This window comes from Arthrobacter sp. B0427-1-12, assembly GCF_059092905.1.
The window spans coordinates 153,850-174,473 of sequence record NZ_JBNHIC010000001.1; the positions used below are offsets into that span (position 1 = coordinate 153,850).

At 67.6% G+C, this 20,624-nt stretch carries 22 protein-coding genes; 9 read left to right on the forward strand and 13 right to left on the reverse strand.

Going from position 1 to position 20,624, the window contains the following annotated elements:
- Positions 1-53 precede the first annotated feature (53 nt).
- From AC5RWU_RS00805 to AC5RWU_RS00820, 4 genes are all read left to right on the forward strand, one after another.
- Complete coding sequence (locus AC5RWU_RS00805; RefSeq protein WP_494028973.1) at positions 54-1,838, forward strand: thiamine pyrophosphate-requiring protein; 1,785 nt, start codon at positions 54-56, stop codon at positions 1,836-1,838.
- Between the two features lie 104 nt (positions 1,839-1,942).
- Positions 1,943-2,422, forward strand: coding sequence for a hypothetical protein (locus tag AC5RWU_RS00810; RefSeq protein ID WP_494028974.1), 480 nt, complete (start codon positions 1,943-1,945; stop codon positions 2,420-2,422).
- A gap of 64 nt (positions 2,423-2,486) precedes the next feature.
- Positions 2,487-2,693, forward strand: coding sequence for a hypothetical protein (locus tag AC5RWU_RS00815; RefSeq protein ID WP_494028975.1), 207 nt, complete (start codon positions 2,487-2,489; stop codon positions 2,691-2,693).
- Between the two features lie 13 nt (positions 2,694-2,706).
- Entirely contained in the window at positions 2,707-4,020 is a 1,314-nt protein-coding gene (locus AC5RWU_RS00820) for an erythromycin esterase family protein (protein ID WP_494028976.1), read from the forward strand.
- Between the two features lie 20 nt (positions 4,021-4,040).
- On the opposite strand, the gene AC5RWU_RS00825 is transcribed toward AC5RWU_RS00820, so the two are convergent.
- Entirely contained in the window at positions 4,041-4,559 is a 519-nt protein-coding gene (locus tag AC5RWU_RS00825) for an SAM-dependent methyltransferase (protein WP_494028977.1), read from the reverse strand.
- Positions 4,560-4,569: 10 nt separating this feature from the next.
- Positions 4,570-5,091, reverse strand: a complete 522-nt coding sequence (locus AC5RWU_RS00830; RefSeq protein WP_494028978.1) for an Lrp/AsnC family transcriptional regulator — start codon at positions 5,089-5,091, stop codon at positions 4,570-4,572.
- Between the two features lie 148 nt (positions 5,092-5,239).
- Here AC5RWU_RS00830 and AC5RWU_RS00835 point away from each other — a divergent pair, with 148 nt between their 5' ends.
- Complete coding sequence (locus AC5RWU_RS00835) at positions 5,240-6,487, forward strand: NAD(P)/FAD-dependent oxidoreductase (RefSeq protein ID WP_494028979.1); 1,248 nt, start codon at positions 5,240-5,242, stop codon at positions 6,485-6,487.
- Positions 6,488-6,578: 91 nt separating this feature from the next.
- On the opposite strand, the gene AC5RWU_RS00840 is transcribed toward AC5RWU_RS00835, so the two are convergent.
- Entirely contained in the window at positions 6,579-7,049 is a 471-nt protein-coding gene (locus AC5RWU_RS00840; RefSeq protein ID WP_494029149.1) for an Lrp/AsnC family transcriptional regulator, read from the reverse strand.
- A gap of 371 nt (positions 7,050-7,420) precedes the next feature.
- On the opposite strand from AC5RWU_RS00840, the gene AC5RWU_RS00845 reads away from it, so the two are divergent.
- A complete protein-coding gene (locus tag AC5RWU_RS00845; protein ID WP_494028980.1) occupies positions 7,421-8,707 on the forward strand; it encodes an MFS transporter in 1,287 nt (428 codons plus the stop codon).
- Positions 8,708-8,928: 221 nt separating this feature from the next.
- Here the strand turns inward: AC5RWU_RS00845 and AC5RWU_RS00850 are convergent, their stop codons facing one another.
- Positions 8,929-9,135, reverse strand: a complete 207-nt coding sequence (locus AC5RWU_RS00850; RefSeq protein WP_494028981.1) for a hypothetical protein — start codon at positions 9,133-9,135, stop codon at positions 8,929-8,931.
- Positions 9,136-9,283: 148 nt separating this feature from the next.
- On the opposite strand from AC5RWU_RS00850, the gene AC5RWU_RS00855 reads away from it, so the two are divergent.
- Positions 9,284-9,598 (forward strand): hypothetical protein, encoded by a 315-nt coding sequence (locus AC5RWU_RS00855; RefSeq protein ID WP_494036867.1) that lies wholly within the window; start codon positions 9,284-9,286, stop codon positions 9,596-9,598.
- A 375-nt stretch (positions 9,599-9,973) separates the two neighbouring features.
- On the opposite strand, the gene AC5RWU_RS00860 is transcribed toward AC5RWU_RS00855, so the two are convergent.
- On the reverse strand, positions 9,974-10,888 hold the full coding sequence (locus AC5RWU_RS00860) for a diacylglycerol/lipid kinase family protein (RefSeq protein WP_494028983.1): 915 nt from the start codon (positions 10,886-10,888) through the stop codon (positions 9,974-9,976).
- 173 nt (positions 10,889-11,061) lie between these two features.
- Positions 11,062-11,265, reverse strand: a complete 204-nt coding sequence (locus tag AC5RWU_RS00865; RefSeq protein ID WP_494028984.1) for a cold-shock protein — start codon at positions 11,263-11,265, stop codon at positions 11,062-11,064.
- Between the two features lie 280 nt (positions 11,266-11,545).
- On the opposite strand from AC5RWU_RS00865, the gene AC5RWU_RS00870 reads away from it, so the two are divergent.
- On the forward strand, positions 11,546-12,631 hold the full coding sequence (locus tag AC5RWU_RS00870; protein WP_494028985.1) for a fatty acid desaturase family protein: 1,086 nt from the start codon (positions 11,546-11,548) through the stop codon (positions 12,629-12,631).
- 45 nt (positions 12,632-12,676) lie between these two features.
- On the opposite strand, the gene AC5RWU_RS00875 is transcribed toward AC5RWU_RS00870, so the two are convergent.
- The 3 genes from AC5RWU_RS00875 to AC5RWU_RS00885 form a co-directional block, all read right to left on the reverse strand.
- Positions 12,677-13,123 carry an ASCH domain-containing protein gene (locus AC5RWU_RS00875; RefSeq protein WP_494028986.1) on the reverse strand — a complete coding sequence of 149 codons (447 nt, stop codon included), beginning with the start codon at positions 13,121-13,123 and terminating at the stop codon, positions 12,677-12,679.
- A 132-nt stretch (positions 13,124-13,255) separates the two neighbouring features.
- On the reverse strand, positions 13,256-14,227 hold the full coding sequence (locus AC5RWU_RS00880) for an SDR family oxidoreductase (RefSeq protein WP_494036868.1): 972 nt from the start codon (positions 14,225-14,227) through the stop codon (positions 13,256-13,258).
- Entirely contained in the window at positions 14,224-14,715 is a 492-nt protein-coding gene (locus AC5RWU_RS00885; protein ID WP_494036869.1) for a hypothetical protein, read from the reverse strand. The genes AC5RWU_RS00880 and AC5RWU_RS00885 overlap by 4 nt, the downstream gene beginning before the upstream one ends.
- Positions 14,716-14,960: 245 nt before the next feature.
- On the opposite strand from AC5RWU_RS00885, the gene AC5RWU_RS00890 reads away from it, so the two are divergent.
- A complete protein-coding gene (locus AC5RWU_RS00890) occupies positions 14,961-16,031 on the forward strand; it encodes an iron-siderophore ABC transporter substrate-binding protein (RefSeq protein ID WP_494028989.1) in 1,071 nt (356 codons plus the stop codon).
- Positions 16,032-16,100: 69 nt separating this feature from the next.
- On the opposite strand, the gene AC5RWU_RS00895 is transcribed toward AC5RWU_RS00890, so the two are convergent.
- From AC5RWU_RS00895 to AC5RWU_RS00910, 4 genes are read right to left on the reverse strand one after another with little or no spacing between them, the layout of a single operon-like run.
- Entirely contained in the window at positions 16,101-16,895 is a 795-nt protein-coding gene (locus tag AC5RWU_RS00895) for a class I SAM-dependent methyltransferase (protein ID WP_494028990.1), read from the reverse strand.
- 10 nt (positions 16,896-16,905) lie between these two features.
- On the reverse strand, positions 16,906-18,441 hold the full coding sequence (locus tag AC5RWU_RS00900; protein ID WP_494028991.1) for a putative bifunctional diguanylate cyclase/phosphodiesterase: 1,536 nt from the start codon (positions 18,439-18,441) through the stop codon (positions 16,906-16,908).
- Between the two features lie 3 nt (positions 18,442-18,444).
- Positions 18,445-20,130: an ATP-binding response regulator gene (locus AC5RWU_RS00905; protein ID WP_494028992.1), complete on the reverse strand. Its 1,686-nt coding sequence runs from the start codon at positions 20,128-20,130 to the stop codon at positions 18,445-18,447.
- Positions 20,127-20,621: an ATP-binding protein gene (locus tag AC5RWU_RS00910; protein WP_494028993.1), complete on the reverse strand. Its 495-nt coding sequence runs from the start codon at positions 20,619-20,621 to the stop codon at positions 20,127-20,129. The genes AC5RWU_RS00905 and AC5RWU_RS00910 overlap by 4 nt, the downstream gene beginning before the upstream one ends.
- Between the last annotated feature and the right edge of the window lie 3 nt (positions 20,622-20,624).

A 20,624-nucleotide genomic window follows, 5' to 3' on the forward strand; every position in this document is an offset into this window, starting at 1 on the left:
TTTACGGAAGTTCGGAAGTTCAAGGCTCGACAGGTTCAGGAGGCGGTTCTGCAGTGGGCAAGCGGTTGGTTGCGGATGTAATGGTTGAGCGGTTGCAGGCCTGGGGCGTGGAACGGGTCTTCGGCTACAGCGGTGACGGGAACAATGCGTTCCTGGGCGCCATGCGCAGGGCGGACGCTCCGGAGTTCGTGCAGGCGCGCCACGAGGAAAACGCGGCGTTCATGGCAGTGGGGCACGCCAAGTACGCCGGCGGTGCCGGCGTCGTCACTTCCACCCAGGGACCGGGGGCGGTCCATCTGCTCAACGGCCTATACGACGCCAAGCTGGACAGTGTTCCCGTGGTGGCGATCGTGGGCCAGCAGACCACCAGCGTGCTGGGATCGGCCTACCAGCAGGAGATCGACCTGCCGAACCTCTTCAAGGACGTGGCAGCGCAGTTCTCCCAGCAGGCCGCGACGGCCGAACAGGTCCCCATGCTGATCGACCGGGCCTTCCGCACGGCGCTGGCCACGCGTTCGCCCTGCGTGGTGATCGTGCCCCACGACGTGCAGCAGGAACCGGCGCCGGAGCTGAAGCAGGAGCACGGACTGGTGATCACGGCGCCGATCTGGCGCTCCGCGGAAGTGGTTCCGCGGCGCGAGGACCTCGACGCCGCGGTGGAGGTCCTCAACGCCGGCCGGAAAGTTGCGCTGCTGGTGGGACAGGGCGCCCAGGACGCGCAGCGCGAAGTGGTGGCCGTGGCGGACCGGCTCGGTGCCGGCATCGCCACCAGCCTGCTCGGCAAACCCTACGTGGATGAGTCCCTCCCCAACGCCGCCGGCGTCATGGGGCACCTGGGCACCACGGCCAGCGCGGATCTGCTGGGCGGCTGCGACACCCTGCTGATCGTCGGCTCCAACGACCCCTGGACGGAGTTCTATCCGCCGCCCGGTGCCGCCCGGGCCGTCCAGATCGACAACGACGGCCGCATCATCGGCAACCGCTACCCGGTCGAGGTCGGGCTGGTCGGTGATGCCCGGGCCACGCTGCAGCTGCTGCTGGAGCGGCTCGAGGACCGCGGGCCGGCGCCGTGGCGCAGCGAAGTGGAAGGCTTCGTCAGCCGGTGGCGGGACATCGCCGAAAAGCGCGCCGCCGTCCCGGCGAACCCGGTGAATCCGGAGCGGGTGGCGCGGGAACTGACGGACCGGCTGCCCGGCAACGTGCAGGTAGCGGTTGACGTCGGCAGTCCGGTCTACTGGTACGCGCGCCAGCTGCGCCTGCCGCGCGGCGCCAGTGCGCACCTGTCCAGCACCCTGGCCAGCATGGGCTGCTCGGTGCCCTACGCCCTCGCCGCGAAGCTGGCCTATCCGGACCGGCCGGCGGTCGTCCTGGCCGGGGACGGGGGCATGCAGATGGCCGGACTGGCTGAACTCCTCACGGTCAAGGAACACTGGCGGCACTGGGCGGATCCGCGGTTCGTGGTCTGCGTCTTCAACAACGGGGATCTGGCCGAAGTCACCTGGGAGCAGCGCGAGACCGAAGGCGAACCGCGTTTCGACGCCAGCCAGACCCTTCCGGACTTCGACTATGCAGCCTACGCCGAGCTGCTGGGCTTCACCGGCATCCGGGTCGAGGACCCACAGGAGCTGGGCGGCGCCTGGGACCGGGCCCTGTCCGCTGACCGGCCGGTGGTCCTCGATGTCGTGACCGACCCGGCGGTGCCGCTGCTCCCGCCGTTTCCGGCGGGCGCAGCCAAGCTGGAGCCGATGTACGGCGCGCTGGACGAGGAGGGCGGAGCCGGGGACCACGCCCGGCGCCTGGTCGACGCCTATGCCGCGCATGAGCAGGACCGCCGCTGACCGGCCGGTCCGCCAGGGCCAACCGCGTCATGGCCAACCGGCACGATCATCAGTACGCTTACTGAAACAGGCTGACCTGCCGTTCCCAGCAGAAAGGCATCAAGATGAGCGAACAGAACCTACCCGATGAAGAACTGACCCTGATCGGGGAAGAGCCGGTGATTCCGGATGAAGGCGTGGATGCGGTTCCGCCGGAGCAGCTGCAGTCCGAACGGGCCGTGCCGGATGATTACCCGGGAGCCGCCGAGCAGAACCCGGACCGCTGGCAGGAGGACCCGCTCATCCAGGACGACACCGTCTCCGGCGAAGAGGAAGACTTCCTGTCCGAACCCGCCCTGTCGGACCAACCGGACTCGGGCCGCCCGGGTTCGGGCCAGTCCGACCAGGCCCTGCGGGACGAGACCGAGCGGGCCCGCTTCGAAGCGGGCGACGAGCAGGTGCCGCCGGAGGAGCCGACCATCGGCCAGGCCGCAGCGGATGTGGACTTCGGCGATACGGTCTCTGCAGATGAGCTGGACAGCAGCGACGATCCCTCCCACCGCGGCGGTGATCCGCTGGCGAAGTTCAGGCCCCAGCAGCGCTGAACGGCGCCACTGCAGCACAAAGGAACGGGAAAGTCCCGTTCCCTGGAGAGAAGAGGAGAACATCATGGCAGAGCGCGGCAGCGACAAGCATGGACCGGCCCTCGACGATCAGATGAAGCAGGAAGTGCAGGGCACCGTGCAGGGCAGTCCCCAGCCGGCGCATACCGAGGAATGGCGTCAGACGGAATCGCTGGACGACGGCGAAGGCGGAACTGCGCAGAGCGCAGCGGCTGATGCAGCAGAGGAAACGGCGGACCAGGAGAACGAGTAGGAACCAAGCGGCCATGGATCAGCACGCGGAAATCAACATGACCGCCGGGCCGCTGCGAGAAACCGAGGACCTGGACGCTCTGATGGAGCGGATCGGGGACGCGCGGTATGTCCTGATCGGTGAGGCCTCGCACGGCACGCATGACTACTATGCGTGGCGGGCCCTGCTGACGAAGCGGCTGATCAGCGAGCGGGGGTTCTCCTTTGTGGGCGTCGAGGGTGACTGGCCGGACTGTTACCGGGTGAACGCCTCGGTGACGCTGGCCCCGGACGCGCCGGAGGATCCCTCCGAGGCTCTGCACGCTTTCGACCGTTGGCCCACCTGGATGTGGGCCAACCGCGAAGTCGTGGACTTTACCCGCTGGCTGCGCGCCTACAACGCGGATCTTCCGGCGGAGCAGCGCGTCGGCTTCTTTGGCCTGGATGTCTACAGCCTCTGGGAATCGCTGCAGGCCACGCTGGACTACATGCAGCGCTACCAGCCGGAGCATGCGGAAACCGCCATGCAGGCGTTCCGGTGCTTTGAACCTTACGCCGAGGATCCGCAGGAGTACGCCCGGGCCACCCGGCTGGTGCCGGAGACCTGCGAGGAGGATGTGGTCCGCCTGCTGCGAGACCTGCGCTCCGCGCCCACGGATGCCGCCGCAGGCCGGAACAGCGAGGCCCATTTCAATGCGGAGCAGAATGCGCTCACTGCTGCCGGAGCCGAGGCTTACTACCGGGCCATGGTCCAGGGCGGTCCAGAATCGTGGAACCTGCGGGACAGGCACATGTTCGCGACGCTGCGGCGGCTGGTGGACTTCCATACGTCGCGCGCGGGGGCGCCGGCCAAGGCCGTGGTGTGGGAGCACAACACCCACGTGGGCGATGCCCGCTGGACGGACATGGCCAGTGCCGGGCTGCTGAACGTGGGCCAGCTGGTCCGGGAGGAGCATGCGGACGACGGCGTGGTGATCGTCGGTTTCGGATCCCACCGGGGGAAGGTGGTCGCCGCCGATTACTGGGGTGGCCGGGCGCACGCGATGCGGCTTCCGCAGGCCCGCGAGGGCAGCGTGGAGGCGCTGCTGCACGAGGCACTCGAGGGACAGCCGTCGTCGTTGTTTATCTTCGGCGACCAGCCGCCGGACTGGGCCTCCGAACGGATGGGACACCGCGCCGTCGGAGTGGTGTACGACCCGCGGGCCGAGCGCTGGGGCAACTACGTGCCCACCGTCCTTGGCCGCCGGTATGACGCGTTCATCTGGTTCGACAAGAGCGCCGCGCTGCATCCGCTGCACGGTCTCCATCCCCACGGGGATGAAATGGAGGCCTGGCCTTCCGGCCAGTAGCGTCAGCCGCCACTGTAGCTTCAGTCCTGGAGCGTCGCTGTGACGGCCTGCAGGGTGGGAGCCGTGCCGGCCAGGACGGCTGCGTTGAAGCCGTGTTCGGTGAAAGCTGCCGCGATCTGCTCCGCGATGCGGCCGGACTGGCTCTCCGCCGGGAACTCATACACCAGGTGAAGCGTGGAGTCCCGGTGCATCAGAGTCCGCAGCAGTTCCAGCTCGCGTGCCGGGGATCGGACCCAGAAGAGATTCACGTTGACCGCGAAGATCTTGTCGAACACACTTCCGCCGGCATCGAAGCCAGCCAGTTCGGCGAGCTGGAAGTCCACGAGGCCGGCATTCAGATGGGCGGCATTGCGCTGGACCGAGCGCAGGATGGCGACGGCTGAGCGGTCGATCGCGGTGAGATGCCCGCCTGCGAGCCGCGGGCAGATCAGCGCCGCGGCCGCGCCGGGGCCGCAGCCGATCTCCAGGATGCGGTCCTGCGGCTGGACATCGAGCAGGTCCAAGGCCCAGCGGATCCGTTCAGGTACCTGAGGCGTCACGCTGACCAGCCTAGACCCGCGGGGCATTCGGGCGCGGCACGACGTGCTCGAAGATGAGGTTCGTCATGGTGTCAGCCACCTCCGGCAGGACGCTGAGCTTGTCCGAGACGAGCGCACGCAGCTGCCCTGAGTCCGCCACGGCAACGTGGATGACAAAGTCCTGTTCGCCGGCCAGGAAGAAGATGCTCTGCACCTCAGGCAGGGCCGAGAGCCGCTCGGTAAAGCCCGGCATGTCCCTCCGGGCCTGCGCCTGCAGCCGGATGGAGATCATCGCCTGAAGTCCCAGTCCCACCGCTGCCGGGTCAATATCGGCGTGGAAGCCGCGGATGATTCCGCGTTCCTGCAGCGACTTCACCCTGCCAAGGCTGGTCGACGGCGCGATCCCGGCCTTGGCGGCAAGCTCCGTGTTCGGGGTCCTGGCATCCGCCGCCAGCGCGGTCAGGAGGGCGCGGTCGATCTCGTCGAGTTCGGCGCCACGAAGATTCTTCGGTTTGGCACCCGGAACACGAGGGTTCCCTGAATATTCACTCACAATAACCAGTGTATTCCGAATTATCACCAAATGTATTGCTTCACGCTTTGCGATTATTCACAATGGAAACATCCGGCTGTGAGAGCGGACACATCCTGTGCCGCCACACCGCCGTCCGGATGGATAGCTAAAGTCAAGGGAGTCAACGTTGTATTCACGCGGAAAAGCGCCTCGCACCGCCGTCGTCGTCGGAGCGGGCATGGTGGGACTTGCGACCGCATGGCACCTTCAGGAACGCGGCGTGGAAGTTACGGTACTGGACCGTTCCGGCGTGGCCGCCGGAGCGTCCTGGGGAAATGCCGGCTGGTTGACGCCCGGCATGGCCATGCCGCTGGCCGAGCGGAGCCTGCTCACCTACGCACCCAAGGCGCTGCTGGATCCCGGTGCGCCGCTGCATGTGCCGGCACGCGTGGATCCGCAGCTGTGGTCGTTCCTGGCACAGTTCGGCCTGCACTGCACGCCGGGTGCGTGGCGGAAGGCGATGGACGCCCTCACGCCGATCGACCGGATGGCCCTGGATGCCTTCGACCAGCTGACAGACAACGGCGTAGCCGCCAAGACGCATGAAGGCCCGTTTATTATCGGATTCGAAGATGAGAAGGACAGCGGGCCTTTCATCCATGAGATCCACAACGTGGAAAAGGCCGGGCAGGTCGTTCCGCTTGAACCGCTGGCGAATCCGCGCAGTGAGGTGCCGCAGCTGTCCGCCAAGGTCACCAGTGTCTACAAGATGGGCCGGCAGCGTTTCCTGGAACCGGGTCCGTTCGTGGAGGCTCTGGCGGATGAAGTCCGGGCCCGCGGCGGCCGGATCGTCGTCGGCGCGGATGTCCGCTCGCTGCGGCACGGTCCGGGCGGCATCTCCGTAGATACCTTCGCAGGGGAGCCAGTCAAGGCTGATGTAGTGGTCCTGGCCACCGGCGCGTGGCTGCCGGAACTGGCCAAGCCGCTGGGCGTGCGCACGCGCATCCAGGCCGGTCGCGGCTACTCCTTCAGCATCGCTACCGAGGAACCCGCAAAGTATCCGATCTACTTCCCGGCCCGGCGCATCGCCTGCACCCCCTACCAAGGGCGGCTGCGGGTCGCCGGCACGATGGAGTTCCGCGGCCCGGACGAGCCGCTGCAGACCGGCCGGATCGACGCCATTCTCAAGGCTGTCCGCCCGCTGTTCACCGGGGTGGACCTTGAGGATACGCAGGACATCTGGGTGGGTCCGCGGCCGGTGACTCCGGACGGGCTGCCGGTCGTCGGCGCGACGCGCTCACCCGGTGTGTACGTGGCCGGCGGCCACGGCATGTGGGGGATCGTGCTGGGTCCGGCCACGGGTAAGCTGCTGGCCGAGCAGATTGTCACCGGCAACGTTCCGGCGGAAATCCGTGCCTTCGATCCGCTCCGCTGATATTCCCCGCCCGCGCCCACCCCGTTGATTCCGCAGCACGCGCACGCCTGAGCGCTCAGACGAGCGCGTGCTGCGGAGCCAGCGGGGCCGGTCAGCCATCGGTGAGCAGTCCGGTCATCCGGTAGGGGATGACCTCGCGCAGGAACAGGCTGGTGGAGGTCCGGACGATGCCGGGACAGAGCCGGATTTCCTCGCTCACCCGGTAGAGGTCCTCCGGGCTGCGCGCGACCACGCGGATGACCAGGTCCGTGTCCCCGGCCGGTGCCACGCACTCCATCACCTCGGGGATCCGCCGGAGGGCTTCGACCGCTTCATCGATCATCCGCTGGTTCAGTTCCGCGCTGACCGCGGCGGTGACTCCGCGGCCCAGGGCGGAGGGCAGCACCCGGGTGCTGTGCAGGCGCAGCGCACCGGAGGAGGAGAGGCGTTCGAGCCGGGACTGGATGGTTCCCCGGGCCAAGCCGAGTTTTTGGGCCAACATCATGACCGGTATGCGGGGATCCCCGTCCAAAGCCAGCAGGATCCGCCGGTCCGTTGCGTCCAGTTCCTGCAAAATGACCACTTCCCGCCGATGAGTCACGAACCGCATTAGTCATATTGACCAATGCCTTTGATATCTATTGCACGTCCTGCCCGTCATTTGGTCAAATAGCAGACAGGACGGGGGCAGCCACAAGCGGAACCCGCACGGATATAGGACGCGGGCACACATCACCCCGCTACTGGACACGGAAGCGCACCAGCCTCCGCCGGCATTCCACAGAAGATGTTCACACCGCAAGAGCCCCTGAGCTGCTAAATCTGCTCGCAGCTGAGGGGCTCTTGTGCTGCCCGCATCAGCCGGCACCCGGCGTCGTCCGGGCCCCGCCGAGGCACCGACTAAGGTGGGACGGGAGGTTTTCCGCCTCCGCCGGACGCATGCAAGGGGATACGTTGACCAAGAAGCCGGGTGCCGGCCTGCTGTTCGTGCTGACCTGCGCGATGGGCGTGGGCCCGCTGATGAACTACGGGCTCAGCGCCACCAGCCCGCTCATCATCGAAGATCTGCAGATCAGCGAGAGCCAGTTCGGTCTGCTGGCGACCATCGTCTTCTTCACCGCGGCGCTCAGCGCCGCCTGGTTGGGTCGGCTCAGCGACAAGGTGTCCGCGTGGATGCAGATGCTCATCATTTTCGGCGGTACTGCGCTGGCGCTGCTGGTCATGGCGCTGGCCCCGAATTATTCCTGGCTGCTGGTAGCGGTGGCCCTGGCCGGTCCGGCGCAGGCCATTTCCAATCCCACCACGAACCGGCTGATCATCCACCATGTGCCAGCGCAGAAGCGCCCGGGCTGGATCGGGGTCAAGCAGTCGGGCGTGCAGGGCAGCCAGCTGTTCTCCGGTCTGTTCTTTCCCGCCGCTGCTCTCTACATCGGCTGGCAGGGCGCTGCAGGCGTGGCGGCGGCGATCGCCGTCGGCCTGCTGCTCTGGGGCTTGAAGCTGCTGCCGGTGGAGCCGAAGCCGGCGGCGCGGTCCAGAAACGACGACGGTGGTGCCGGCCGCGGTCAGCGCGCCGACCGGGAGGCCAACCCTGCAGCACGTCCGGCTGCGGGCCCCATCCCTGCGACGGGCACGGCCGCGGCGGCGGGCAGCAAGCGGCTGCCTGCGGCAGTGTGGGTGTTCGCCGCGTATGCGTTCCTGTCCGGTGCGGGCACGCAGGCCACGAACGTTTACCTGCCGCTTTTCGCGCAGCGGGAACTGGATTATTCGCTGGTCCTGGCCGGCATTACGGCCGCCGTTTCCGGAGTCGTGGGCGTGATGTCCCGCATCGGCTGGGGCCGGCAGATGGCCCGGGGCGTCCCGGCCTTCTCGCTGCTGTTCATGCTGGCGCTGGGCGCGGTGCTCGGCGCCGTCATGCTGCTGCTGGCCGGCCTCCTGCGCAATGACGTGATGCTGTGGGCCGGCGTCGTCCTGCACGGTGCCATGGTGCTCGGCGTCAACGTGATCGTCATGGCGGGCGTGATGAAGTCCGTTCCCGCAGCCCGGGTGGGCGCGGCGTCCGGTGTGGCGTCCCTGGGCATGTACTTCGGCTTTGCGCTGGGTCCGCTGACTATGGGTCTGTTGCTGGAGCGCACCGGCGCGTTCGCCGGTGGCTGGCTTTTCGTGGGTGCCGGTTACGTGGTCTGTGCCGTGCTGGCACTGGTCGCGAGGCGCCGCGTGGCGCGCCCGCCCGCCGTCGCCTGAGCCAGCTGCGCCAGCACCTCCAGGCTGGTCTGCCGCGCCAGCACCGCCCGCTCCGCCGGCGGAATGGGCTGCGCCAAGGCAATTTCGACGCCGATGGGCAGGCCCGCGGGCACCGCACCCAGCGGACCAACCAGATCGATCCCACCGCGCCCCGGCAACAGCCGGTCCTGCCGGCCTGGCGGATCAATTCCGCCGTGTCCGCCGGCGGTTCGGCGGGAGCATCACAGATCTGGGCATAGTGGAACCACTCCTGGGGGCAGGCCCGCGATGACCTCGATCCGGCTGGCCGAGCGGCCGAAATGCAGCGTGTCCAGCAGTAGTCCAATGTTCGGATGGTCGACGGCGCGCAGCACCTCAGCGGCGTCGGCCAGGCCCTTCACCGCGGTCCAGAACATGAACTCAAGATTGGGCGTGATGCCGTACTGCACGGTATGTGTCGTGTCGGCCGGCGCCGGACACCAGGGTCTGGGTGACCGGGCTGCTGCCGGTCACCCAGGGCGTGGCCGTGCACGCCGCCCTGACCCGGCACGCGGACACCCTGCGCGCCCGGGGGATGCCCGGGGGCGGGGGCAGATCATGGCCGACACCCTGGTCGAACGCGTCACCGGCCAGGCCGCCGCGGCGGACGTGGACCGTCAGATGCAGCCGGTGATGACCGACCGGACCCTGTTCGCCGGTGACAGTGAACCGGCCTGGCTGGAAGGCTACGGCACGCTGCCGGGCGAATGGGCCGCACCCGGCTCAACCCCGAACAGCCCGGCGGGGGGGGCCAGTGTGGCGACGGCGCGTCAGCCGCGTCCGGCGCGTCCGGCGGTTCCGGCACCCGGGAGCTGGTGGGGATGGATTCGCGGGCCCGGCTGTTCCCGGCCGGGCTGCGCTGGCTGCTGGTGATCGGGACCGGACCTGCCGGACCCCCTGGTGCGACGCGCCGGCCCGGCACACCGTCAAAACCACCACCCCACCGGCCGCACCTATTACTCGACCGCACCGCCGCTGCCCGGAACACCGGCAGCCCGAACACGGGCCAGGGGACCGGCCCGGGCTGCGATACCAGGAGTCGAGATACCAGGAGCGTGGACCGGCAGGGCCGGCGGGGGCGGGCAGGGCAGGCGGCGGGCATCGAAACACGCCCGCTGGCTGGTCCAAAGACTGCACGCCGCCGGACCAGCGGACCAGCGGACCGGCAAACCGCGCTTCCGCCCGTCCCGCCGGCCAGCGTCGGCACCATCGACCTCAACTGGGCCGCCTGACGCTGCGCGGCGGGCGCTAGCCTACGATGGCCAGCGCGCGGGTAGCGCTTTCCACCCGGATGGGCGTCCGGGCATCTATCTCCTCGACTTCGCCGTCCAGCTGGAAAGGCATCGGCTTGACGCTGGTGAAGCTGAATTCGTGAACACTCTGCTGCGGGCCCAGGCCCTTCGTGGCGGCCTTCAGTGCCTTGAGCAGCACGCGGGCCTTGCTGGCGTGAGGAAACAGGATGACCTCGAACCGTCCATCGTTCGGCTGCTCGGCGGCCTCACTCAGTTTGGCCACCTTGGCCATCTCCGGAATGTTGGCCAGGACCAGGCTGTCGATGCGGCGGCGGGTGCCATCATCGAGCGCGATCTCAAACGGCTGGAACTTGGCGAAGGTGCGCACCACGGAAACTATCTCCCTGAAGGAGCCTTTGCCGCCCTTTTCAAGGTCGATGGCGACCACAGGGGTCAGGCCAAAGCCGATGTAGGAATGCGCGTAGGATGTCCTGGCCTCCGGGCCGTCGCCGATGGTGATGCGCAGCAGGTCGATCCGCCGGGGCTTGCCTTCTACGATGGCATCGGCCAGCGGTTGTTCCTTGGTGACGCGGCGGTGGTCGTTGGCGTTGCCTGCGGCCTTCACCGCGCAAACGGCCCGGGTGCCGGGGGATTGCATGACACCGTTGACCACCTCGTTGTAACCGCCGTCTCCACTGACGGAGACGATCAGCGGAGCGCCGCTGTCCGCCGCTTCTTTGGCGAGTTCCCGTGCATGCCCGGCGTACTCGGTCGGCTTCAGCCCGACCGGCGTCCGGGGCAGCCGCTCGGTTAGCTCGGCCTTCAGTTCCTCGGCCAGTTCGGGTGCATCACCGGTGCTGTGGGGGTTGAAGATGATGACGATGCGGTCAAAGGGAGAGTCCGGACTGGCCGGAGGAGGTGAGCCGTTCATGATGGTCCTTCCGGTGACTGATCCTAGCTTGCCCTTCACGCTACTACGACGAAACAGGTTCGGCGCGGCGGATTGGCCTGGGTAGCCCAAAAGGCACGGTTAGCGAAAAGAGCGGGGACCGCAGCACCTTTCGGTGCTGCGGTCCCCGCTGCTAAAACCTGTCCGGGTCAGTCTTAGACGACGCGGATGTTCGCGGCCTGCAGGCCCTTGGGTCCCTGCTGGGTCTCGAACTCGACCCGCTGGTTCTCCTCAAGGGAGCGGAAGCCGCCGGAGTTGATCGCGGAGTAGTGGGCGAAGACGTCAGCAGAGCCGTCCTCGGGGGCGATGAAGCCAAAGCCCTTTTCAGCGTTGAACCACTTAACTGTTCCAATAGCCATTTGTTTAATCCTTCTGGAGCTTGAGATCGGTCCCGACTTTCGGGAGCGCTCGTCGCGGTGTTCATCTTCCGCTCTTCAGAAAAGCCAACGGCTACTCCAGCAGGAGTTCCTACAGCTTGAAATACAAGGGTGATACACAACAACTGCTTTCAACTGTACGGGGTGCTGCCCGAATCACATAATCGGCCGGGGATCGATAATGCCCTGTAGGCTTAAGGTATCTTGCGAGCATCTGCTCGGACCGCGGCTGAGAAGTCGACACCGACTTCGAAGGCCCTTTATGACTGTTGCCTCCCCGTCCGCTATCCGCCGGAAGGCCGCCAGGCCGGACCGCGCCACCAGCAGCTACTCCGCCTTGCTGAAAACGGTGCGTGACGCAGGCCTGCTGCGCCGTCGGCGATCGTTCTATATTTGGACATTCGCTGTCCTGACCGCAGCCCTGGTGGCCGCCGGAGCGGGCTTCGTACTGCTGGGCGAGTCCTGGTTCCAACTCCTGATCGCCGCCGCCCTTGGCGTGCTGCTGACCCAGTTCGCATTCCTGGCGCATGAGGCTTCCCACCGCCAGGTCTTCGAATCCGGCCCCGTAAACGACCGTGCCGGCCGCTGGCTGGCGACTGCCGTCGTCGGAATCAGTTATTCGTGGTGGATGAATAAGCACAACCGCCACCATGCCAACCCCAACACCAGGGGCAAGGATCCGGACATCGAGATCGACACGGTGTCCTTCCTGGAGGAGGACGCAGCGACGCGGAAGGGCTTCATGGCCTGGCTGACCCGCCGCCAAGGCTATCTGTTCTTCCCGCTGCTCCTGCTGGAGGGCATCAACCTGCACTACGTCTCGATGAAGGCGTTGATGTCCCGCAGCAAGGTGGAAGCCCGCCGGATGGAAATCACCGTGGTGCTGGCCAGGATCGGCCTGTACCTGGGCGCGGTGTTCTACTTCCTGCCCGTGGGCATGGCGTTCGCGTTCCTGGGCGTACAGCTGGCTGTGTTCGGCCTGTATATGGGGGCCTCGTTTGCCCCGAACCACAAGGGCATGCCGATCATTCCGGCGGACAGCAGGGTGGATTTCCTCAGCCGCCAGGTCCTGACGTCCCGGAACATCACCGGCGGACGGTTTATCGATTCCTTCATGGGTGGGCTCAACTACCAGGTCGAGCACCATCTGTTCCCGAATATGCCGCGGCCCCATCTGGCACGGGCCAGTGAGATTGTGCGTGAGTTCTGCCTACGGGAAAAGATTCCGTACACCGAGACCTCGCTGGTCAACTCCTACGGCATCGTGGTCCGGTACCTCAACCGGGTTGGACTGGCTGCCCGGGACCCCTTCGACTGCCCGATGGTCAGCGCATACCGCCGACGGTGACGTCGGCGGCATGCCGCCAGGCGCAGGCATGCCAGGCGCAGCTGCCTAGACCACCCGGAAGTGCTTGACCACGACCATCGTGTCGTCGTTGAGTTCCCAGGCCTGGTCGCCGGAGAGCTTGCGGATTTGGGGAACGAGCTTGGACCACGATTCGCGCCGTGCCGCGCGCCATTCATCGGCGTTGGCGAGGAAGGGATCCTCGGCCTTGGCGATCTCGTCGCTGACCTGTCCGAAAGGCATGCGTTCGACGTCGGTCACCTTCACCCGGGCGGCAGCTCCGCCGTTGGAATCCAGCAACGTGAAGCGCTCGCCTTCGGCGGGAACAACGCTGCCTTCCAGTTCCAGGACGATCTCCAGCCGGCTGGCGGCGGTCTTCTCGCCGCGGATCGCGGCGCAGACCAGCCGGTCGCGTTCGGGGCCCGGTTCGGCCAGGGCCAGCGAGGTGGCCTGTTCGGCGGAGACGGATGGTTCGTAACCGGTAAGCGGAGTCATAAGTTCTCTTTCCCCATGGCAAAACATCAGTGGTTTGGTATCGGTAAGTGTGCCCGTATCTGCTGCTGCGGGCACTATTTTGTACGTTTCATTACGGCGGTGTCAGGGGGCCGGGCTGCACGGGCCGGCTTCTCAGCGGTAGCCCGTATCGTCGGCCGGGAGTCCTGCGTCCTGCACCTCAGTGAGGTAGCGCCAGCAGTCCGGCTGGGTCCCGTCGGTGTCCGTGACTCCGTAGAGCTTTGCCAGCTGGCCGCTCGAGAGGACCTGACCGGTGAACCGGTGGCGGCCGCTGTCGGCCGCGAGGGCGGCAATGCCCCGGCCCGTATAGGTGGGGGACTCGGAGATGCAGAAGTGCGGCTGCTGCGCGCAGGCATCCCGCCAGTTGGCTTCCGTTACTGAGAAAATGTCCAGCATGTTCTCCGACCGCAGCCAGCCGGGCGTGACCGCGAGGGCTGTGCAGTGGCGCGGTGCCAGTTCATGGCTTTGGGCCAGGGTCATCCGGTCGACGGCGGCCTTGACCAGGTCGTAGAAGAATCCGACGCCGGCCCGGTAGTTCCGGTTGTACTCGCGGGTCCCGTCGGTCAACTCCACAACCAGCCCGCCCGGGTGGCGGATGAGCAGCGGGAGGGCATAGTGGCTGGTGATGGCATGGGTGTCGATGCCCATGCGGAGCATCCGCAGTCCGCCGGGCAGGTCGTGCTCCCACAGCGTGCGCCCGAACTGGGCGTAGGCGTCTCCACCGAAGATCCCGTTGACCAGGATGTCCAGGCGCCCGTGTTCGTCGGCTATGCGCCCGGCCAGAGCCTCCACCTGCGCCGGGTCCAGATGGTCCACCCGCACGGCGTATCCGGTGCCGCCCGCGGCGGCGATGAGCTCGCCCGTCTCCTCGATCGTTTCCGGCCGGTTGATTTCGGAGTGACCGGTCACGCGGCTGCTTCTGCCGGTCGCGTAGACTGTGGCCCCCGCGCGCGCAAGTTCGACGGCGACTGCCCGCGAGGCGCCGCGGGTGGCTCCGGCCACCAGGGCGGCCTGCCCGGCCAGGGGCCGTGGAAGGGCCCCGGGAAGTGGTCCAGGCACCGGCGGGGAGCCGTCGGCTTCGGTCAACGGCCGGTCCGGAAATGCCGGCCGTCAAGGTTGGCTTCCCGGCCGGAGCGGCGCCCGGCCAGCACCAGGTCCTCGTCCCGGCGCTTGGCCTGCAGGCTTGCCCGTTCAGCCGGCTCCTGCTTCCGGGGCCAGCGCCAAGCCGGCTTCATTGAGGTGGTCCCCGGCTTGACGAAGCCCTTCCCCGGATTCACTGAGCTGTACTCGGACTTGACGACGACATTCTCCATGGGCCTGGTCCGGGACTGCAGATTCAGCACTATGAGCCGGACGGCGACCACCGCGGCGGTCGCCGACGCCACCATGATGGCGCCGACCGCGTAGATCCAGACCAGTGCCACGATCAGGCCAGGGGTGTGGGGCGCAGACAGTCCGCCGAACCCGGCCCAGATCCAAAGTGCCAAGACAGCGGCAATGATCGCCGCCGCAACTCGGTTGCTGACTGGAATTTGCCCGGCCCACAGGCGCTGGCACCAATGAATTACCCCCATAGCGCATCATTATCACACTGTGTCGGCGGTCACGGCCAGTGATGTCCGCTAATGTCCGCTACGGCGCGTCATACTCCGGTTGGGGAGGGGAATGGGGCGCCCCATCGGCCCGGACCGACCTGACGAACTCGCCGCAGCCCTCGGTCAGCGTGACCAGGGCGATTAGGTCACGCGGGTGTTTCGTAATCTGTGACACCATAGGCTAGCCTTACCTTGTTTTGTCACTCTTGAGTCAAGGAGGGCCCTTGGGCGCTTCAGTATCCGGCGCGCTGCGCCGCGGCAGGCTCGGCATCGCAGCCGCGGCGGCCGCCGTCGTTCTTTCCCTGTCCGCCTGCGCCACCGGCCCCGCCGGTACCTCCGCGGAGGAGTCCGGCGAGGCCGCGGCCTCGGACCAGTTCCCGGTGACCATCGAGCATGCCTTCGGCGAGACCGTCATCGAAGAGCAGCCGGACCGCGTGGCCACCGTCTCCTGGGTCAATGCGGATGTTGCCCTGGCGCTGGATGTGGTTCCGGTGGGCACGGCCGCCGATGAATTCGGCGCCAATGAGAACAAGTCCACCCCATGGAAGGACGCCAAGCTGGAGGAGCTGGGCGCGCCGATCGGCAGCGAGAACGCACCGGTGCAGTACTCCGAGACGGACGGGATCGCGTTCGACGAGATCGCCGCGACCACCCCGGAGGTGATCCTGGCCGCGTACTCGGGCCTGACCCAGGAGGACTACGACACGCTGTCCAAGATCGCCCCTGTGGTGGCCTACCCGGAGGTCGCCTACGGCACGCCGTGGCAGGAATCCACCCGGATGATCGGCAAGGCCCTGGGCAAGAGCGCCGAGGCCGAGGAGCTGGTGGCGGAAACCGAGCGGACCATCGCCGACGAGGCCGCCAAGTACCCGCAGCTTGGGGGCAAGACGTTCATCTACGGCAACCTGGAGCCGAACCGGGGCGACGGCATCAACCTCTACACCGCGGAGGACAACCGCCCGCGCTTCCTGAGCAGCATCGGAATGGAAATGGCGCCGGTGGTCACCGAAGCGGCCAAGACCAAGACGGACTTCTTCGTCGCCTGGTCCGCCGAACGCGCCAACGAACTGGAGTCCGATGTCTTCGTCACCTGGGTGCCGGACAACAGGACCAAGGAGGCGATCACCGCTGATCCGCTGCTGAGCCAGATCCCCGCCGTGCAGAACGGCGCGCTGGTGGCCGACCCGGACAACACCCTCACGCTGTCCATCTCGGCGGCGTCGCCGCTGAGCCTGCCGTGGGCGCTGGACAAGTTCCTGCCGCAGCTGGGCGAGGCTGCCGCAGCGGCACAGTAACAAGAATTACGATGCCGGCCCCCGCCTTTGCGGGGCCGGCGTCGTCCTGTGCTCACAGGGGGATCAGGCTCAGCGGCGGGCCAGGACCGCGAAGTAGCCGGGGATCTGCTCCCGCACCCCGGCCGTGCGCATCGGCACCGCTTCGATCGATGTCGGCCCTTCCGCAAGCACGTGCCACCTATCCTCCGGAAAGGCCTTCGCGCGCTCCGGCGGGCCGAAGTGGCCCGGCATCGGCAGGCCCTCGATGGCGCGCTGCAGCGGCGCCGGGATGTGCTTGGGCGTCGCGCCCAGGTGCTCCACATAGTCCAGCCCGTTGCCCTGGAAGTTCGTTTCGGCCAGGAAGACACGGCCCCGGTCTCCGGTCACCCGGCCGATGTTCGCAGCCAGCGCCTGCCGGGCCGGATGCTTGAGGACGTGCAGTACCCCGCGCACGAACACATTCGCCGGCCCCAGCTGCTCCAGCAGTTCCCGGTCGGCTCCCGGAAGCGTTGCGTCCAGGACCATGAAGCGCACATTGGCGGTGCCTTCCGCCGTGGCCTCGGCTTGCGCGCGGCCGATAGCGCTCGCCGACACGTCCACGCCGAGGGCCTGGGGGAAGACAGTGCCCAGCCAGCGGGTGAAACTGCCGTTGCCGCAGCCGATATCGATGACCGGCAGCGAGAGGTCCAGATGCCGGCGGAGATGTTCCTCGTAGCGCTGCAGTTCCGCTGCGGAGCCGGAGTCCCAGAGCACTTCGCCCTGGAAACCGGTGTTCCGTATTCCGTTCCAGTACTTTTCCCAGGCGGTGTCTTCGTCCCGCGGCGCGCGGGAAGACAGCCGGGCGAGCTTAGGCAGCAGCAGGATGCGGTCCCAGATTTTCGGCATGCGATTCACTTTACCGGCGCACCGATTGCGCCCTGAGCATTTCTCCGAGCTGGGCAGCCGGACCAGGGCGGCCAAAGAAGTAGCCCTGGCCGTAGGCGCAGCCGAGACTGGAGAGCTGTTCGGCCTGTTCGGCTGTCTCGATGCCTTCGGCAATCGCCTGCAGTCCGGCGGCAGCGATCAGCTGCAGCACCGCGCCGACGAAGCCGCGCTGCTCCGGATCGGTGCCCATGCCGGCGATGAGCGACTGGTCCACCTTGACGGTGTCCACAGGCAGCGAGCGCAGGTAGCTGATTGAGGAGTAGCCGGTACCGAAGTCATCGATGTCGACGCCGACCCCCAGCTGAAGCAGCTCGGCCAGCGTCTGCGTTTCTTCGGCCTCTCGCGTCATCAGCACCGTTTCGGTGATTTCCAGGATCAGGCGGGACGGGTCGATGCCGTGGGCGTCCAGCGTGCTGCGCAGGTCGGACACCAGATCCGCCCGCTGCAGCTCGGTGGCGGAGAGGTTGATATGCAGCCGGAAGGGCGGGTGGAACGGAATCTGCCGGTCCCAGCGCTGCACCTGGGAGACCGCCTCATGGAGCACCCAGCGGCCCAGGTCCACGATCAGCCCTGTGTCCTCGGCGACGTTGATGAACGCCTCCGGTGATATGGCCCCGCGGTCCGGATGCTGCCAGCGCACCAGGGCCTCGACGCCGGTGATCCGGCCGGTCCGCAGCTCAACGATCGGCTGGTAGTGCAGCTGAAGCTGGTCGCTGCCCAGGGCGGAGCGGAGCTCGGCGGCCACCCGGGAGCGCTCCTGGGAGGCGTCCCGCATCCGCGGGTGGAAGATCTGCACATTGTTCCGGCCCCGGGACTTGGCCCGGTACATGGCGATGTCCGCGTCCCGCATCAGCTGCGCGAACGATTCGCCGGCGCGTCCGATCCGGACGCCAATGCTGGCCGGCGCCCAGACGGAAACCGTCCCGACCTCGATGCTGTGCTGCAGCGACTCCAGGGCGCGGTGGGCGATGCCGTTGACCGCGTCCTCGGTGGCCCGCGGCACCAGGATGGCGAACTCATCGCCGCCGAGCCGGGCTACCGTGTCCGTGGCGCGGACGATGCCGGCCAGCCGCCGGCCCACTTCCACCAGCACCTCGTCGCCGGTGACGTGGCCCAGGCTGTCATTGATGGCCTTGAACGAGTCCAGGTCCAGCATCATCAGCGCCGGCGGCAGGCTGCCGTCGCCAGCGTCCTGGAGGGCCTGCGCCACCCGTTCTGCCAGCAGCGCCCGGTTGGCTAGACCGGTCAGGGCGTCCCGCATGGCCATCGCGTGGAGTTCGGCCTGCGCCTCCTGGAGCATCGCTGTGCGCTGTTCCACCCGGTCCTCCAGGTCCTGGTACATGTGCTGGAGTTCTTCGGCCAGCAGATTGACGCCGGTGATGACGGCATCGACGGCGTCCCGCGAGCCGGACGGCTCCATCCGGGCGCTCAGGTCCCCGGTGGCAAGGCGCACAACGCCCTCGACCAGTTTTTCCAGCCGTGGGTCTGCTTTCTCCTGCTCCGCCATGATTCAGGACCCGGTCCGCAGCGGCAGCGTGACCGCCATCGTCGTCCCCTGGCCGACGGTCGAGGTAATGGCCAGCCGTCCGCCGTGCTGCTCCAGCACATCCCGAACGATCGACAGCCCCAGGCCGGTGCCCGGAATGGCCGCGGCGGTGGCATTGGAAGCGCGGAAGAACCGGCTGAACAGGCGCGGGATGTCCTGTTCCGGAATGCCGATCCCGGTATCGGCGACGTTGACGGTTACCGAACCGCCGCCGTCGTTCTCCCCGGCGCCTGACAGGACGGCCGAAAGTTCCACCTTGCCGCCGGCCGGTGTGAACTTGACGGCATTGGACGTGATGTTGGTGAACACGCGCTCCAGCTGGGCTTCGTCACCGTCGACGACGGCGGTGGCCGGGATGTCCGCCAGGCGGACGGCCACATTCCGGGCCTCGGCGATCGGCTCGAGGGCTGCGACGACGGCTTTCAGCACCGGAGCCAGCGGCACCGGGGCAATGGTCAGGTGGACATCCCCCGCATCGGTGCGGGAGAGGGTGAGCAGGTCCTCGATCAGGCCGCGCAGCCGGTGCGCATTGCGGTCGACCACCTGGAGCATACGCGCGGCGCCGTCCGGCAGCGGACCGCCGGCGCCCTCCTCCAGCATGTCAAGGTAGCCGATGATCGAGGTCAGCGGCGTCCGCAGCTCATGGTTGACGGTGGCCACGAACTCGCTCTTGGCCCGGTCCAGCTCCTGGAGCCGCTGCACCACCTGCTGCTGGGCGGTAATCAGGTGCCCCTGCACCAGGCCGTACGCGAAGTTGCTGGCGACATGCTGCAGCAGCGCCAGCTCGGTGTTCGACCAGCGGCGCGGTTCAGCCGTGCTCATCCAGATGATGCCGAAGGGCTGGTTTCCCTGGCCGATGGCAGCCACGGCGGAGGCCCTGGCGCCGCGGGCCAGCGCCCAGGCGTTGAGCCGGCCCCGTCCGGGGACGCCGGATTCCGATGGGTCCGGCTGGTCCCCGGCATGGTCGTCGACGGACAGGACCGTGGACCGTTCCCACAGGAGGGCCGCCAGCGCCTCCGCCTGGACTCCGTTTTCCCCCAGCGGCACCGTGGTCTCGGGCAGTCCCCGGGACCAGCCGTTGGCCAGCAGGGGCACACGGCTGTCCTGGAACGTGGCAAGCCAGACCCGGTCCGCGCCGAAGGCGGCTGCGAGCCCGCTGACCAGCTGTTCGGCCATGACCTCCGGGGTATTGGTGCGTCGGATCGCCGCGGAGACGGCACGGGTCTGCTCCCGGAACTGTTCGGCTGCCCGCCGGCGGCTCTGCTGGAGCCGGGCTCGGCCCAGGACCGTCCGGACCCGCCGGACCAGCTCGTGGGGGCGGAAGGGCCGGACCAGGTAGTCGGACGCGGTCAGCAGTGCTTCGTCCCCTGCGCTGTCTCCCGTCACCAGCATGATGACAGGAAGGCGGGCGCACGCTTCGTCCTCCTTCAACCGCCGCAGCAGGCCGGAGAGCCCAGGCATCGAATCGCACAGGACAGCCACGTCCGGGCCGGTGCGCGCCGCCTCCAGCGCCTCATCCGGACCGGTGGCGCCCAGGACACCGAACCCGCCGCCGCGCAGGCTCTCCTGTGCAAGGTCGAGGATCTCGGCCTCAGCGCTGGCCACCAGGGCCAGGCCTTGGCCGCGGTCTGCCGGTGCCTGTGCTGTCACGACGTGCCTTTCCCTTCCCATGCATACTCTGCTTGATGAGGCTTTGCTATGGCTGCTTTTGCTATGGCGTTTGCTAGAACGTTAGCAGCGGCTAATTGCTTGGTGATCGCCAGTCCCAGGCCGATGCCCGGGATCGTGGCCGTGCGGGCCGCGGGGGTGCGGAAAAACTTCGTGAACAGCTCTGCGCGGTCCGCCTCGCTGATACCCATCCCGGTGTCCTGGACTTCGCAGACCAGCCGGACCCTCATGGGAGAGGCTGGAGACGAACTCGTCGTTGACCGAGAGCGCCGCCACCAGCTCCTTGACGTCGTTGAAGGCGACCACGGAGCCTTCGAAACGGCCTTCCTCGTCCTGCATGGCGCGGGCCGACGTCGAGAGCACCTTCTGGTGCGGCGGACGGACCATCCAGACCAGGTGGTCGGAAATGGATTCCCCGCCGGCGGCCCGGTACGCCGGCCGCTCCTGCAGCGCCAGGGGAGTGGCGCCGTCATTCC